Source organism: Novosphingobium sp. GW835-FHT14H07 (genome assembly GCF_058793515.1).
Window position 1 is genome coordinate 1 of record NZ_JBXAFX010000044.1, and the last position, 15,505, is coordinate 15,505.

The following is a 15,505-nucleotide window of genomic DNA, read 5'->3' on the forward strand; positions in this document are numbered from 1 at the left end:
ATAGCTTCAATCCGAATGCTCACGCGCCGAACCGCAAGATATTGCTGGAATTGAGAAACTTCTGAATCAGGCACTTACTTCCCCCATCGGTCGAGAACCGCTCCGTAATGGCCGCGCTGGCTACACAGGCCCTGCCAGTGAAGTCGATCTGGTTGGACGCCTCCGTAGCGCAGCAGCCTACGATAAACCTTAGCAACGCCGTAGCCTTGCTCAGCGCTCTGGAGCCTTTGCTGCTCCAAGGTGGGCAGGTCAGCCTACAAGCCGCGACAATGGTGCTTCATGTCTTGCGCCACGGCCCGCGAATCGACGAGCTCGCGCGAAACGATACGGGACGATACCTGAAGGTCATTCCAGCCCGTCAAATGCAAAGTGCGGCGACAGAACGCCTGTCGCTGGAAACAGTCATTACCCTGCAAAACAATGGTTTGCTTTTCGACCCAGCGCCCAACAAGGAATTGGACTTGTTGGCTGAGGCCGTTGCTGCACCAGCCATTTACAAGCTGGACTTGCGCGATGGAGGGATCGAAGGTTGCGCGTCTGCCAAACGCAAGGAAAGCTTAGTGGCCGTCCTGCAACGGGCACAGAGCTTTGGTGACCCGGGCAAGTGCGGCGAGCTTGCAGAACTGCTTCGTGAAAATGCCCCGACCGAGATATTGCGGCGGCTCGTCACACAGGATGCTGAGCTAGACGGCGATGTAGAACTCGTCGAGTTGACCGGCTTCGGCGATACGCTTGATGGGCTAGTCGATCGTCTTTGTCCAAACCGTAATGTGCGCCTCATTTCGTCGGCTACTGCGGAGGAGCTTCACAAAGTTCGCGCGAAAATTGGCCTCAAACCCTTGGATGTTGCATTGTTGGGGAAGTGGCTGAACGATGCGTGTTCAGAGGGAGCACTGCCACACATTGACGCGGCGACTGCGCAGGCTCTGCTCGCTTCGAACATTGATGATACTGTTCTGAAGTACCTACCGCTCAACCGCTGTCTCGGCGAAGACACACTTCATCCGGCGATAGCCCTGTTCCGCGGCCAGCGCTCGCAGGTTCCAGCAAGCCTCGCCAGCTTTGCCAGACTGGCCGATCTCTGGCCAGATCAAGCCGCTAGCGCTCGGCAGAACCTACTGATCGAGAAATGGGGGCCAGAAGCGATCATCCGCTCAGCACTCGCAGCACCCCAACCGGAGATGTTCACCGCAGAAATCTGTGATGTACTCAAGGGACCCGGCGGTGTTGCCGTCGACCTAATTGAACTGTTGGCCGAGACGGCGTGGATCGGCGTTGAGGGACAGGCATGGAAACCCCTGCAAGTGCTGGATTTGCCGCTTGACGCTGAACAGGCTTGGACTGAGCTGGCTGGCGGTTGCGACAGCTTCTTGAAATCCAGTCAACTTCCAACCTGCTTACGCGACGATAACGTACGTGTGCGCTTAGAGAACATCTTGCCCAGCAAGCATGCTTCGTTCTCAATGGCGCTGAAAACTTTGGGTGAATCCGGTATCGCAGGTCTATGCCTTGATGTAGCTAGTCATCTTCCCGACCTGCGTCGCATAGCACAAACCGGAGCAATGCTCGGGGCGGATGCCCGAAACGGGGGCGTGTGGTCTTTGCTCGCGTCGGCTCTCAGGGAAGACTTTTCCGATCCCGAGATGATCGCTCTATCCTCAGCATTGCGCGCCCCAGAGACTGCGACAATCGTAACTCAGATGAACGCCCTCGCCGAGCTGGCAGAGGAGCGCGTGCATGAACAGGTGGCACGCCGCCTGCATCTCGCCGCTTTCCAGGCCAATGTTGCAAACTTGGGCGATAACGCTGGCTATCTTCCAGCAGATCTTCTCGTTCTAAACGCCGACGACCGCTTCGTGAGGTCAGATGCCGTGGCTTACGATGCCGCCGGTCTTGCATCCGCTGCCCTTCTCGACAGGCGCTATGCCGCTTTACTCAATATCCGGGAAGACGCCGTCGTTCTGCCTGCCGTTGGGGAAACCAAGATGCCGCTGGCAGCGGCGCTTGAGCGCACTTTCGGCCCGCTCGTTAAGCATGATCTTGGAGATGGCATCCTGCTTGCCCTAGCAATGTCAGGTCGGGGGGCAGAAATTCGCGAGCTCGCCAGTAGATGGCAGGGGCAGCATACCTTCGACCGAATCATCTATGATCTTGATCAGGTGCCTGCAGACCTCAAACTTGATCCCTTGACCATCCCCAAACGCCTCGAGGAACTGCGGTTTGAAGTCAGCTTTCCCGAGGGCGGCACAGTTTTAGTCTATTCACTCGCAGGTACGGCGTTCAAAGCCCCACTTTCGGGCCGAGGGGAGGCGTTGCTGATCCAGTGCCGTCAGCGCGAAAGGTCTCCGCAAGACATTCAGGCCCGCTCGGTTTGCTGGGACTTGGTGCTTGGCGATGTCGAACCTGCGAGCACCGATGATGCCAAAGCTTTGCTGCGCCAATTCATGTTTGCGCTTGCGCCGGCGCTACTGCTGGGCATGCCCTCCCAGCGTCAGGCTCTCCTGGAACAGTTGGACAGCTACTTCGCCAGCAACCAGCGCTCGCTGGATGATGCGCGTCGAGAGCTGCGTGATGTTCTATATGACAGGCTGGAGGGGATCCGGGCTGGCAAGGTAATCCGTGAAGCTGTCGCGGACTTTCATCGCATCAAGTATGGAGACCTCGAAGGCGCGCGTGATGCCCTGTGGGATGCCGCCCAATCACCGCAAGGTGCTGCCGAATTGCTCGACGCGATGCGCGTCAAGATCGCGGAGATGGGCTATCGCCCCGACCGAGTACTATTCGAGCTTTATCAGAACGCTGTCGATGCTCAGGCACAATGGCATGGGAGCGGCAAAGTCCAAATCGAGGCGAGGCGTGATGATGATGGGACGATCAACCTCATCCGTCTCATCCACTGGGGCCGCCCGATCAACCAGCCTGGCCCCGACCGAACCAAAGCCGACAACGAGGGCCATGAGCGCGACCTTTCGAATATGCTCGCGGTCAGCCACTCTGCCAAGGAAGGCGACGCTATCACAGGACGTTTTGGGCTGGGGTTCAAGACCGTACACATGCTTTCGGACAGTGTCGGGCTGGCCAGCGCCGGGGTGATCCTACGTATTGCCGGTGGAATGGTGCCGGTTGCCTGGGATGAGGGGGAGGCAGAAGCTCGACCCTACAACGACCGTGGCCGCAAGGCGACGTTGATCGACATTCCGATAGCTGATGATCGCCGAGCAGAAGCCACCGCAGCATGGGAAGCCTTTTGCGCTGCTGCTCCAGTGCTGGCCGCCCTGGGTCGCGACGGGGAGATCAGCCTGGTTAACGGAACAGAGCCACCGGCCACCTTCGGCAATGATGTCCGCCCGCTAATCGATGGCGTAGCAACCGTGTCTCTGGATCGTGGGCGGCAGGCGCTCCGGTTCGACGTTGGCGAACGCTTCAGACTGTTCGTTGCTCTCGGCCGCAACGGGCCTCATGCTTTTCCCAAGGAAGTCGCCCAATTCTGGCATCTCGTCCCCTTGATGGGCATTTCCCGCAATGGTGCATGGCTCATGGAGGGACCATTTCCGGTCGACCCTGGGCGCAGCCATTTTTCCGGCTCAGCCGAGGAAAACGAAGCACTGTTCGCTCGGCTCGGCCAACGGCTCGCGGAACGACTGGTCGCGCTGCATGAGGCCAGCGAAACGAAATGGTGCGATTTGGCACGCCAGCTTAACGCCAGTCCGGACGGCAAGGATGCCTTCTGGCAGGCCCTCATTGCACAATTCGTTCCTGATCTGGACTCGGGCGCACCCCAGAGAAAGCTTCATCGGCACGGCGGCGGGATTGCCCAACTGCTAGGGCAATGCGCGCTGGTGCCGCTGGCCTTTGAAGGTAACAGCTGCGCAGCAGATGTTGCATGGCGGCTCGAAGGCGCACTGGCCGACCCGAGCGTTTACAGGCTGCTCCAGAGTTGGTCTGCACTCGACCCATTTCGCCAAAGCCTCATTGGCAAGGACACGGCAGTTCTACTGTCGAGGCTGGGTTTGCCTCGGGGCAAGGCTCTCGACTTGCCGACACTCGTCGAGCTTACCACTGGCGACAGTGGTATTGACGCCGATTTGGCAGGGCGCTTGTCCCTGGTGATCGATGAAGCACTGAGGGCAGCCACCTCCAAAGAGGAGGATGAAGCGTTGCGCCGCGTTCTGCGCGAGCGGAAGTGGCGGGCAGAAGATGGCTCCTGGCAGCCGATCCGTGTGCTGGCGTTTCCGCAAAGCGATGATCCCGATGAGCGCGCCCGTGCCGACTTTGCACCCCCCGCCGGCAGATTGGCAGCTGATTATTGCGACGCTGCTCTGGAGCTGGCCCAGTTTGCCGATCAACGGTCCGGGGGACACCTCGACGTTCTGCAAGAATGGGCCAGGACGGCGAATTCGAGTGATGCGCGACGTCTGTCTTTCCTGCGCTATCTCGCCACTCGAACAAGGCCCGAAACCGTGCCAGTGCTATCAAAGGCGGCTGATTGGCTGCCGCCGGCGGCTGAATTGCAGGCATCACCTCTGCTCGACGGTTTGGAACAGACAGACCGTAACCTGTTGCTACTCAAGCTGGGCTGCGCCCTCTTTTCTGAACGCACTCCGGAACCTCCTGACGATTTCAGGCCTGACGCCGAAACCGTCCTCTTGGCAATTGCTGAATGGTGGCAGGCCGAGCGCGAGACGCTCATCCCTGCCTACGAGCGAAGCGTCTATCCAACCGAAGGCTTTGCTTTTGGGAGCCTTAACGATGACAGCGACGAAACCTGGTTCACCCTGCTGGCTCTGGCGACATTCCAGACCCTGGGACGGATAAAGCCGGACCAATCCCGACACTTCGTTACGCACGCCATGAACGAGGGCTGGTGGCATCAGCTATCGACAATCAATCCGGACGCAGACAACCTCGACCCGTTCGTGGAGCGATTGCGGGCGTGGAGTGAGCCGGACGCCCGTGAAGACTACATGATCTGGCGGCGATGCCTGACTGATCTTTGCCTGATTGCCCGGCATTTGGACGATTATCGCACCCTATTCAGGAGGCTACCGGGCATCATCCGACAAGATGGCCCTGTCAGCATCGGCAACCTCCTGCGCCCGGCCTTTTCGGTCGCTGCAAGCCGAATTGGTGTTTTCGCTCCCCCCCTCGCGCGCTCGCTCGGAATCGGTGCGAACTGGATCGTACGCGAACTCGCGCGAAAGGGCGTTTACTCGCAGGCTCAAGCTGATCTTGTCCTACCCTATGGTTGGAGCACGGCAGACCGAGTTCGCAAACTGGCTCAGCGGATTGGCCTTGGCACGTTTGAACATGGGGTCGATGCAGGGCGAAACCTCCACAAGGCAGTCGAGAATCTAATCGGAGAGGACGCAGCCTTCGCTGGTGACGGTGACCTTCCTTTGCACATCATTACACTCGCCAAGCACCGCGACATATTGAACGCCATTCTCTACGATGCTGACGGCGATGGATGGACTGCCGACGACCTCGACGAGGACAGGAGCGACGATGCCTGAGCCCCTTTCTCCCAACGCACCGGTCAGCCACCCCAAGCATGGCGCTGGACATGTCCTCGCCGACATGGGCGAATTCGCCCTCGTCCGCTTCGGAGCTGCGATTCAGCAAGTGCCGCGCGAGGAGCTGGCGAGCGTGCGATCGCTGGAACAAGCGCTTGCGACCGGCACGCTTGACCCCAGCAGCGACGCGCTTTTGCGAGCGAGCGCGTTAGCAATCCGATCAGTGAACGATCAATGGGGCGTGTTCTCCCGGTCACGTGTTCAACTGCTGCCGCACCAGCTCTGGGTCTGCCATAGAGTCAATCGTAGCTATCCCTTCCGTTGGCTGGTCGCTGACGATGTGGGACTTGGCAAGACGATTGAGGCCGGGCTTGTACTGATGCCTTTGGTCGCCCGAGCACAGGTGCGCCGCCTCCTGATCTTGGCCCCGGCTAAACTTGTGCCGCAGTGGCAGAAGCGTCTGCGGACCATGTTCGATATCCGACTGCAGGTCTACGACCGGGCCGTCGACACTGGGCAGGTCGACTTTTGGGATACGGCCAATATGGTCGTCGCGTCGATCCATACTTTACGTCGGGAAATCGCCGAAGACCGTGAAGGCACAAGTCGGTTCCTCGCGGCTGATCCCTGGGACGCGGTAGTGGTAGACGAGGCGCACCACCTGAATGCCGACGAACGTACCGGTGAAACACTTTCATTCCAACTGCTACGCGCCATGGAAGAGCGGCGCCGGATTGGCTCTCTCTTGCTCTTCACGGGTACCCCGCACCGGGGCAAGGATCATGGATTCCTGTCGCTACTAAGCCTTCTCGACCGCGAAATCTTCGGCCCCGAACGCGATCCCGACGAACAACTGGCACGGTTGCCAGAGTACATGATCCGAAACAACAAGGCGACGGTCACAGATCTCAGTGGCAATCGCTTGTTCACACCGATCACGGTGGACTCGCGTGAATATGCTTTCAGCGCGGAGGAGCGGGCGTTTTATGACACGCTTAGCGCGTTTATCATTGATGGGCGCGCCTATGCCTCCACGCTCGGGGCTCGCGCACAATCACAACGGATGCTGCTCCTCATCGCTCTGCAGAAGCTGGCGGCAAGCTCGATTGCGGCAATCCGCAGTGCCTTGGCCAAGCGGCGGGCAAGACTGTCCGAAATGGCGGAGTCGATGCGCCCGCCTACCGCGATGATATCCGAATCCGACGAGGACGACACGCTCGATGACCGCGCGCGCGCGGACGAAGAAGCCTGGGGCAGGATGCTGGCCGAATTGATGGACGATGAAGTCGCGCGCCTCGACGAGCTGCTCGAACTGGCAGAGCCGATCCGACAGGAACGCAAAATCGACCGACTTGTTGAGCTGATCGAAAACGAACTCCCGCCAAGCGAACCCGTGCTGCTCTTCACCGAGTACAAGGCGACGCAGGCTATGGTGGTGGACGCGCTCCACGCCCGCTTCGGACATGGTTGCTGCGCCTTCATCAATGGGGACGAGCGGCTCGACGACCTCGCTCGCGAAGACGGAACACGGGGGCCAAAAGGCTGGGCACGCGATGCGGCCGCCGACGCGTTCAACGGCGGTAAAGTGCGTTTCCTCGTGTCGACCGAAGCGGCCGGCGAAGGGATCGACTTGCAGGAGCGCTGCGCCACGCTGATTCATGTCGACATGCCTTGGAATCCGATGCGCCTGCATCAGCGAGTGGGGCGATTGTCGCGCTATGGCCAAACTCGGCCTGTTCAGGTTTATATTCTGCGCAACCCCGACACGGTCGAAGCCCGCATTTGGGACCTGCTCAACACCAAGCTGGAACGCATCCAGCGTACGCTCGACGTGGCGATGGATGAGCGGGAAGACATCAGCCAACTGGTGATCGGCATGACGGGGCCTGGCGCCTTCGAACAGCTTTTTTCAGAGGGGCAAGCACGTCCGCGCGAAAGTCTTGATCAGTGGTTCAATCGCGAAAGTGCAACTATCGGCGGAGAGGATCTGGTCCGAAAGGTCAAATCTATGCTCGGCAACGTGGCGCGCTTCGACTTTGCTTCGGTCGGCCGCAATCTACCACAAGTCGATCTGCCGGATCTCGAACGCTTCTTCATCATGACGATGGAACACCAAGGCCGTCGCGTGCTGCGCCGTGACGAAGGGTTTGAAGTGATTGCGCCCGAACCTTGGGTCGATGAAGACTATGCTATGCAGCCACGCTACAAGGGGTTGATGTTTGACCGTCATGCGAAGTTGGGCGCGGCGGAAGGACCGACACGTCTTCTGGGCGTTGGTCATGTACTCTTTGATCGGGCTCTCAAAGAGGGAGAACGAACCGAAGCATGCCTCGCCACTTGCGCTCGACTAGATCGGCCCCTTTTGATTGCGTCCGTCGAAGACCAGGTCACTGGCCAGGATCAGTCGATCACGCGGATCGTCATCGCAGCCTTCAAGGATGAGGCGGGGACAATCCAGGTGCTCCGCGATTGGGAGCTGTTAAAGCTGCTCAATAACCTGGGGCGCAGTGACACAACAGTGCCTCCCGCCATAGAGGGCGACGCGCTGCGTGAGCTTGGAGCCGGACTGCTCGCCGTGATGACGGAAAGAGTGCCGCAAATCGCGGACATGATGAGCCGCCCAGGTCTGCGGAGCGAAATCATGCTGCTGCCTGAATACAGCTAGGTCACATAGGAGGCTTCCGGCACTTTCCGTCGATGTCTGGACTAGAACGAAGCTACCGATTGCACGTCATGAGCGGTTTCACCTGATAGGTTGAGACTGGCCGTATCTCAGCGAACTTCACCGCCAGAAGCCGTCCTGCCTCTGCCCGTACCGGTTGTCATAGTCTTCGCGCTGGTCGTAGGCGCTCTTGCGAATACCCACCTCGACCCGCTGACCGCCGGCATTGCGAATGTGGAGATCGCGCAGATCAATCTTGTTGCGCAGCGCCCAGTCTTTCGCCTCGCGCTCGCTGCCGAAGGTTCCGGCATCTTCGTAATCGAATGCCATTTCATGCTCTCCTTGATGTGGTGATTGACGGTCTGGAAGATTGGATGCGCAGGGTCATGCCGATTGCCTCTGGGGCCTGGTCGATCGGGTAGTGGCTGATTGGCGAGCCCTGACCCGTGAAGGGTGCAGCTGCGCTGTTTTCCGGAAGACTGTTGCGCACGCAGACGCCAGCCATCCGGCAACCACTGAGGCCAAGATGGCCAAACCGAGCGCAACCCATTCCGGTCCGGGGAAAGGGCCAGGCTGGACCCCAACCGGCTCAGCGACGCCGGGAGCACCAACCCCTGTTGCCTTGGTGAACCCCTCCGCTATTGGATGAGACGTGAGAACCATTGGCTCACTGCCACAACCTTGCCTCTCACCTGATATCCCTCGATCACCTGGTGGCATGACTCTTCTCCTATCGGCTGCGTTCGATGCTGCGTTCGGGCAGGTCGATCTGAGGTACTGACCGCAGGCTGTCCCTGGCCACATTGGGAAGCGGCGCGAGGCTGTCGCCACCGGCGCGCAGGTGTTCGGGGATTTTCGGGCTGAATTCAGCGGACGTACGCTTTCCCTTGCCCCCATCGACCTGCTTCTCGCCAAGGGTCTCAAGCGCGCTGGTCTTGTCGCCGGGGTTGCGCTCAATCTGACTGAGCAGACGGTCCTTGTCGTTGGTGACGATCGTGATGTCGTCACGCACGCGGGTCATCATCACAAGTGCAAGGCGCTGGTTGGAAAGGTTGCGAGCGGCCGAGTGCATCTCGCCGATCGCCATGTCACGGGTATCGCCCTGCGCCTGATGCATGTTCAGCGCATAGGCGAGACCCATGCGCTCGAGCATCCGGTCGTTCTGCTTGAGCTCGATGGTGTCGCCCTGGCGGTTCTCGACCGTTACGACCCCGTCGCGGATCGCCAGAACTCGCGCCTCTTCGGACTTCATCAGGCCGCGAGCGCTGTCCTTTTCGTTCCAGCGGACCTTGTCACCTTCGTAGATCGTCTCCCGGTGCTTCTCTGAAAGTCGCAGGGCATCGCGCTTGTCAGCCGGGTCGATGCTGGAAGGGTCGAAGCGCTTCAGCTTGCCCTGTGCATCGCGCAGCACCACCCTCCCCTGACCATCGGTGCCTTCAACGTCATAGCGCCCGCACGCCAGCCCCCCAGGAGCGTTGGCACGTATGACCTCGAGAACCTGGCCCTTGTCGTAGGTGCTGGCATAGCGCAGCTCTTCGCGTGTCGCGTGGGCCGGTAGCAGTGTCGTCAGCTGCATGCCCTCGCCCTTCAGCGCGCCTTCGGCTTTCAGCCCCTCCTGCACCATCCGGTTGAGCGCGCCGCGTGCATCGCGCCCTGCAGAGTATATCGCTGTGCGCGCCCGATCTTCCGGCGACAGCGCCAGCCAGGTTTGCGCCGTGACCCGAAGATGATCATGCCCCGCCTCGATCACGCGCTCCCCAAGCGAAGCAAAGCTATCCCTGAACTGGCCAGCCCTCGCAAGGCCGGCGGCTTCCTGCATGTGGGGTGTCCGCTGACGCAGGCTGGTGTCGAGCCGGGCCATGGCCGGATTGTCCGCCTGGATGAGCGCAAAGGCTTTGCCCGCCTCGATCGAGAGCAGCTGCGCCTTGTCGCCCACCATAATGACCTTCTCGGCGCCGAGCCGGTTGGCGATGGTGAGAAGGTCGTTCATCGGCTTGTTGGCAACGAGCGAGGCTTCATCAAGGATGAGAACCTTGCCTGCGACCGCGCTGCGCGATGCCTCGAACTGCGGCCCTGACCCATGGAGCGCGCCGCGCAAGTGCTGATTGATGAACGAGGAGACCGTCTGCGCTGCGATCCCGGCTTGCAGCACTTCGCCGCCGCGGACTCGAAGCTGGGTATCGTTCCGGAGGTCGCTTACCATCTTGTTGGCAAAGGCAAGGCCGATCACCTCCCTGCCCTCCTGATGGGCGACGCTCGCAATGGCGGAAATGAGAGTCGTCTTGCCGGCGCCCGCGACGCCCTGGATCACCACCGTGCGGTCATCACTGCCGAGCGCCAAGGTGCCCGCGGCGATCTGCTCGGCGTTGAGTGGCTTGTCGCCGGCAGCCTCTCGCAGGCGTGCCGGGGCCTCGCCCATCGCAATCATGGCTGGACTGGCCCCCTTCCCTCGTGCCACGTTATCGAGTGTCGAGCGCTCGATCATCCGGTGTTCGGGCGTGGTATACCGATCAGGCACGCCATCGATCCGGGTGCTTTTGCCTGCGAGCACCTGGCCGCCCTCCAGCAGCCGCTGCATTCGGGCTTCGACACCTTCGGCGGTTACGCCCTTGAGACCAAGGTCGAGCGCGCTTTTCACGAGCTCGGCTCGCGTCCACGAGGTTTCCCGCTCGCCGATCATGCGGATGGCCGAAGCGGTTGCCATCTCAGTGCGCAGCTGTGTTGGGGTCAGCAGGGTCCGCGCCAGGCCGTTGGTCGTGAGTTCGTCAGCCGGACGCGTATAGATTCGGGCATTCGCGCGAATGTCATTGATCGCCTCGCGCACGCGCTCGGCGGTGCCAAGCTTGGCTTCGGCCGACAGCTGCGAGCGCGACATAGCCTGTTCGGCAAGGGCCTTGGCGTCGAAACCAAGACCTTCCGCGCGCCGCGCCCATTCTGCCTTGAGCGCCTGCTTGTCGTCGGGATTGAGCTTGGGATCGCGGGTCCGCTTGGTGATCTCGCGCATCGCTTCGGTTTCGGTCGGACTGCGACCCAACCTCTCCGCGGTTGCCAGAATGTCCTGACGCCTCTGGCTAAAGGCATCGATGACATCGCGCGGCACACCCTTGATCTCGAACTGGCCGTGCTTGCCGGTAATCTCTGTCTGGTATCCCAGCTTCTCGAGGTTGCTGCGCAGGGCCGCGTTATAGATTGAGCCTAGGACCGAATTGTTCTTCCAGATCTCGCCGTTCCAGAGCGCCTTCCACTTGCCCGCCTTGTCCAGCGTCATCGCGGCTATCACGGCATGGGTGTGGTTCTGCGGGTCGAGTTTGCGGCTCGTATCGTGCTGGAAGAGCGCGTAGACGAGGTTGCCGGTCCTGACCGGTTCGCCATTGCCATTCCGGGAATAGTCCCGCGCTTCTGCGAAGTGCTTTTCCAGATAGGCCATGACAGATTTGACCGCACTGGCTTGCGCCTCCAGAACGCGCTTGTCGCCCCCCAACTGGATCATCAGACTAGCCGACTTCGGCATCGAGAAAGTCAGGTCGATCCCGGCGCGGCGGTTGGCATTGGTATTGACGATGCTCCCGTCGGGAAGCTTGCCGTCGAGCAGCTTCTCGAAGTCGTCCTTCGAGACCTGCCCCTTGAGCCCGAGAGCCTCGGCACCCTTCCCGCCCCACTCGCTGAGCTCAGCCGGGCCATCGCCAACATAGTAGTCATCCTTGGCGAAATAGTTGGCTGCGCCTCCTGCCGATCCCACTGATGCGACCGAGAGCATGTCAGGCCCCTTCCCGAGGCGTTGACTGGAACATTGGACGAGCGGCATCGCCCAGCAGAAGCCAGGCTGGATCGACAGTGAATTTGATGCAGACAAGCGCGACGAGAGTGGCTGGCGGATCCCTGTGACCGCCTTCATAATTCTTGACCGTCTTCACCGCGATTCCGAGGTCCGAGGCGAACTCGCCCTGCGTCTTGGAAAGCGCCGCTCGCAGCGTCCGCAGCCGTAGGCCGAAGGCAACGCAGGATGCTGGTGCCGGCTTCCGGACAGTGATGTGAACCGTCATCGTTCCGGCTCCTGATCGTCATCAATCGAAGGCTCTGCGCGGCGCTTGTCCTCGGCCCCGAAGCCATGGATGTTTTCACGCTGGATCTCGCTCTCCTGGCCCGCATCCCGCGCATCCCTGTCGCGCTGCTGATCGGTGCGATTCTGCGCCCGAGCGGAACGCTCCTCGACATCCTTCAAAGCGAATTGCTGCTTCTCGCGTCTGTCCTTCTCGCCAGACTTGCTGAACTTAAAGGCGCTGTGGGGGTCGTGATCGCGCGTCGGTGGCCCAGCGCTCTCTTCCTCCTTGCGCTGTTCGCGCAAAACTCGTTCAGCCTCTTCGACGGTTCGTTCGACCGATCGCTCGATCTCCTCGCGCAGCCTTTCCGCTTCCTGCTCGGCATCGGTGCGCTCCGCATCGACGGGCTTTTCAGACCGCTGCGGCTGCCTGTCCGGACCGCTCTCCTCACCTGCCCTCATCAGCATCTCTGCGGCTTGCTCGGGCGTTGGAACATAGTCTGCCGCGCGCATATCCGTGACACGCACGAAGCCGGGCGCGCGCGCCTTGTAATCTTTCCAACTGAGCTCGATCCGGGCTGCCGGAAATCCGTCCGGGAACTTCACAAAGCCGTGCATCGACGGAAGGTTGGAAATGTCGTCCGGGAAGACGAGTTCGGCCACCTGAGTGCGCGGTGTGATGGTCGAAGCATCCCGGTTGCTGTTGTAGCCATAGGAATAGGCCTCATCCATCTGCCTGACCTCGCGCCGGCCAATGAATTCCGAGCAGCGTTGGGCAGTCGCCGGATCGGCCAGTTTGAGGATCAGTTTGGTGCCAGCGAGAGACGTGAGATGCGTCGCGCCATTCTCCCCGTAAGTGTCCTGCAAGGCACCGAAGGAATGCATTCCCAGAATGAAGGCGCCGCCGACCCCTCTGGCGGTCTGAAGGCCGTTCTCGATGGCGGGCAGACGATGGAGCGCATGGACTTCGTCAATGAGAAACCAGGTGCGCAGATTGCGGGTCCGGCCCATGCGAAACAGAGCGTTGACGGCAATGTCCATCCACAAGGTCAGCAGCGGCCGATTGAGCACAAGGTCTGGGTGGGTCGAGGTGATGAAAAGGATCGATCCTTCCTTTACATCCTCGGTCATCCACTTGTTGATCGAGAAGCCGGGCTGACCGTTGGCCGGCTCAGGCAAGAAGCGGAATACGTTGGCGTTCGCATTGAAGGTTGCCCGGATCGCTTCGGCCATTTTTGCAGCTGACGGCGACATCAACGGAGCTGCGATAGTTCCTTCGAGATAGCGGCTGATTGTTTTGAGGTCGGCGTGCATCAGGAAGTAGGCAAGCCCGCCGTTCGAGCGGATGCCGAGCTTGATCATCTTCATGCACATTTCGACAAAGATTGTGCGGGCCGATTTCTGCCAGAAATCATCGTCCGCATTGCGGCCGCTCGGGACCAGTGCGCTGGCGGCACTCATGAACTCGGCATAGTTGTCGCAATCGTTGAAGATCGACCAGGGTTGGCAACGCTGATCCATCGGATTGAGAATGAAGTCGGTGGTCTCTTCGTAGAAGCTCTCGACGAAGGTCCCGGTGAGGTCGAAGATGACGCACCGATGGCCCCGCGCGCGCGCCTGTGCGACGATCTTCTTGAGCTCGGTTGTCTTGCCTGCTCCAGTGGTGCCGATGAACATCGCGTGGCTCTGCTCGAGGCGCCAAGGGAACGGGACACCAGCCAGCCTGTAGGGTTGGTGAAGTCCGCGGCGAGTGCGGCTCTTGAGGCTCTCCTTGAGAACCGCATCGGGGTCCTCTGCCGGAACCCGGGCAAGGCATTCCTTCTGGTGCTCGTTCCAGTTGTACTGCTTGATCGCCGCAATGAGCACATCACGCTCGACCTTGACCGCACCGCGCTCATGGCGCTCGGTGAGAATTTCTGACCCGCGGCGTCGCGAGTAGTCAAAGAACCAGATCGTCAGCGGCACGCAAATGAAGACCGATCCCAGCATGGCTGAGACGGTCACTTGAATGGCCTTTCCCCATGCCGCCATGACGGCGGGATGAAAGGGCACCATATGCATCCGGCCCTGCACCATATCGCCCGACGGGAGGGTCAGGTTGACGGACTTCATGGGGTTCAGTCCGACCCAGTTCCAGAACTCGGCAAGGACCCGCATTAGAACAAGGTTCACCTCATGGTCTTTGAAGGTGATCGCAACGAGCAGGGACAGCAGACAGAGCGTTGTCCCGGCCCATGTGTAAAGAGGGATACGCACCCCTGCCCAGGTCATCAGAATCTGATGGTGAAACAGCTGCGATCCGCGAGTGAAATTGCCGGCATTTCGCTTCACTTTTCCGCGCGCGGAGTCGTGAGTTAGCGTGACGGCTTTCTTGCTGAAACGGATGTCCTCACGCATGGTATTCACGCACGTTGCGCAGAGCCATATCGATGAGCTCGTTGACGTCCTCGGGGTATTGCCGTTCAACCAGAAGCGACAGCGCGAGCTGAGTATGCTCGAGGATCGTCAGAGCGCGTTCGGCATTGAGCGCGATGCCAAGGTTGAGGAGGGGGAGGCCAACGGCAATCGAAGCCCGGATCGCTTCAGCCCGCGAAACACCCTTGCTGGTGGCAAATGCATCCAGCTCGCGCAGCACCTCCTCGGACAGACCGATGCCGATGCCTTTGAAGACTTTACCCATGCAAACCTCACAAGGTTATGCATGGCTTGGATACCGCGGCAGTTCTTATACCGTAGCCGAAACGCCATGAAAAGCGCTTTGCGATCCGAAACATGTTGCGGCGCTATATGTCTGATTTCACGACCTTTAGACGTTGCCCGTCGGTGCCCGAAACATGTTTCACCGCTCCCCAGGGTCGCTAATTTCCGCCTAAACTCCTGCAATTACACGAGATTCGTTCCGAAACGCCTTACGGTCAAACCGTGTTCGGTGTGCTTTCTCAGGGACTTGGCGGCTATGTGCTGAGATCAAAGGTTTGGGGGGAGTCGCATGTCGGAGGTGGCATTCCGGAAGGAAGCCAGGCCAAAGGCCGGCGTCACCCGATAGCGGAGACTGCACTGCATCGACGACGATCGGCAGTGCACGTCTCGAAGCCTCAGTTGCGGGGTGTCATCACGATTGTCCACGAGGGCGCAGAAGCATCAGACAAAAAAACGTCTCGATTTGACCCCACAGATGACTATCATCTGCCAGTCAAACGAGACGCGAGGAATAGGCCTGCACAGCGACATCGCAGTTGAAGGGTCAGCGACATCGTAGATGACGTGTGGGGGGAAGCGGAGGCCGGGCGT

The 15,505-nt window shown here is 60.2% G+C and carries 7 protein-coding genes; 2 read left to right on the forward strand and 5 right to left on the reverse strand.

What is annotated here, in order from left to right:
* Positions 1–107 precede the first annotated feature (107 nt).
* Positions 108–5,513 (forward strand): hypothetical protein, encoded by a 5,406-nt coding sequence (locus AC1Q5P_RS20955; protein WP_492519940.1) that lies wholly within the window; start codon positions 108–110, stop codon positions 5,511–5,513.
* Complete coding sequence (locus tag AC1Q5P_RS20960) at positions 5,506–8,178, forward strand: DEAD/DEAH box helicase (RefSeq protein ID WP_481135832.1); 2,673 nt, start codon at positions 5,506–5,508, stop codon at positions 8,176–8,178. Before AC1Q5P_RS20955 ends, AC1Q5P_RS20960 begins: the two co-directional genes overlap by 8 nt.
* 117 nt (positions 8,179–8,295) lie before the next feature.
* Here AC1Q5P_RS20960 and AC1Q5P_RS20965 read toward each other — a convergent pair whose 3' ends face one another.
* From AC1Q5P_RS20965 to AC1Q5P_RS20985, 5 genes are all read right to left on the reverse strand, one after another.
* Positions 8,296–8,505 carry a hypothetical protein gene (locus tag AC1Q5P_RS20965; protein WP_072384193.1) on the reverse strand — a complete coding sequence of 70 codons (210 nt, stop codon included), beginning with the start codon at positions 8,503–8,505 and terminating at the stop codon, positions 8,296–8,298.
* 400 nt (positions 8,506–8,905) lie between these two features.
* Positions 8,906–11,932, reverse strand: a complete 3,027-nt coding sequence (gene mobF / locus AC1Q5P_RS20970) for a MobF family relaxase (protein ID WP_481135831.1) — start codon at positions 11,930–11,932, stop codon at positions 8,906–8,908.
* Position 11,933: 1 nt separating this feature from the next.
* On the reverse strand, positions 11,934–12,218 hold the full coding sequence (locus AC1Q5P_RS20975) for a helix-turn-helix domain-containing protein (RefSeq protein WP_052241798.1): 285 nt from the start codon (positions 12,216–12,218) through the stop codon (positions 11,934–11,936).
* Positions 12,215–14,326: a type IV secretion system DNA-binding domain-containing protein gene (locus AC1Q5P_RS20980; protein WP_492519941.1), complete on the reverse strand. Its 2,112-nt coding sequence runs from the start codon at positions 14,324–14,326 to the stop codon at positions 12,215–12,217. Before AC1Q5P_RS20980 ends, AC1Q5P_RS20975 begins: the two co-directional genes overlap by 4 nt.
* A 277-nt stretch (positions 14,327–14,603) precedes the next feature.
* Entirely contained in the window at positions 14,604–14,894 is a 291-nt protein-coding gene (locus AC1Q5P_RS20985) for a ribbon-helix-helix domain-containing protein (RefSeq protein WP_022675496.1), read from the reverse strand.
* Between the last annotated feature and the right edge of the window lie 611 nt (positions 14,895–15,505).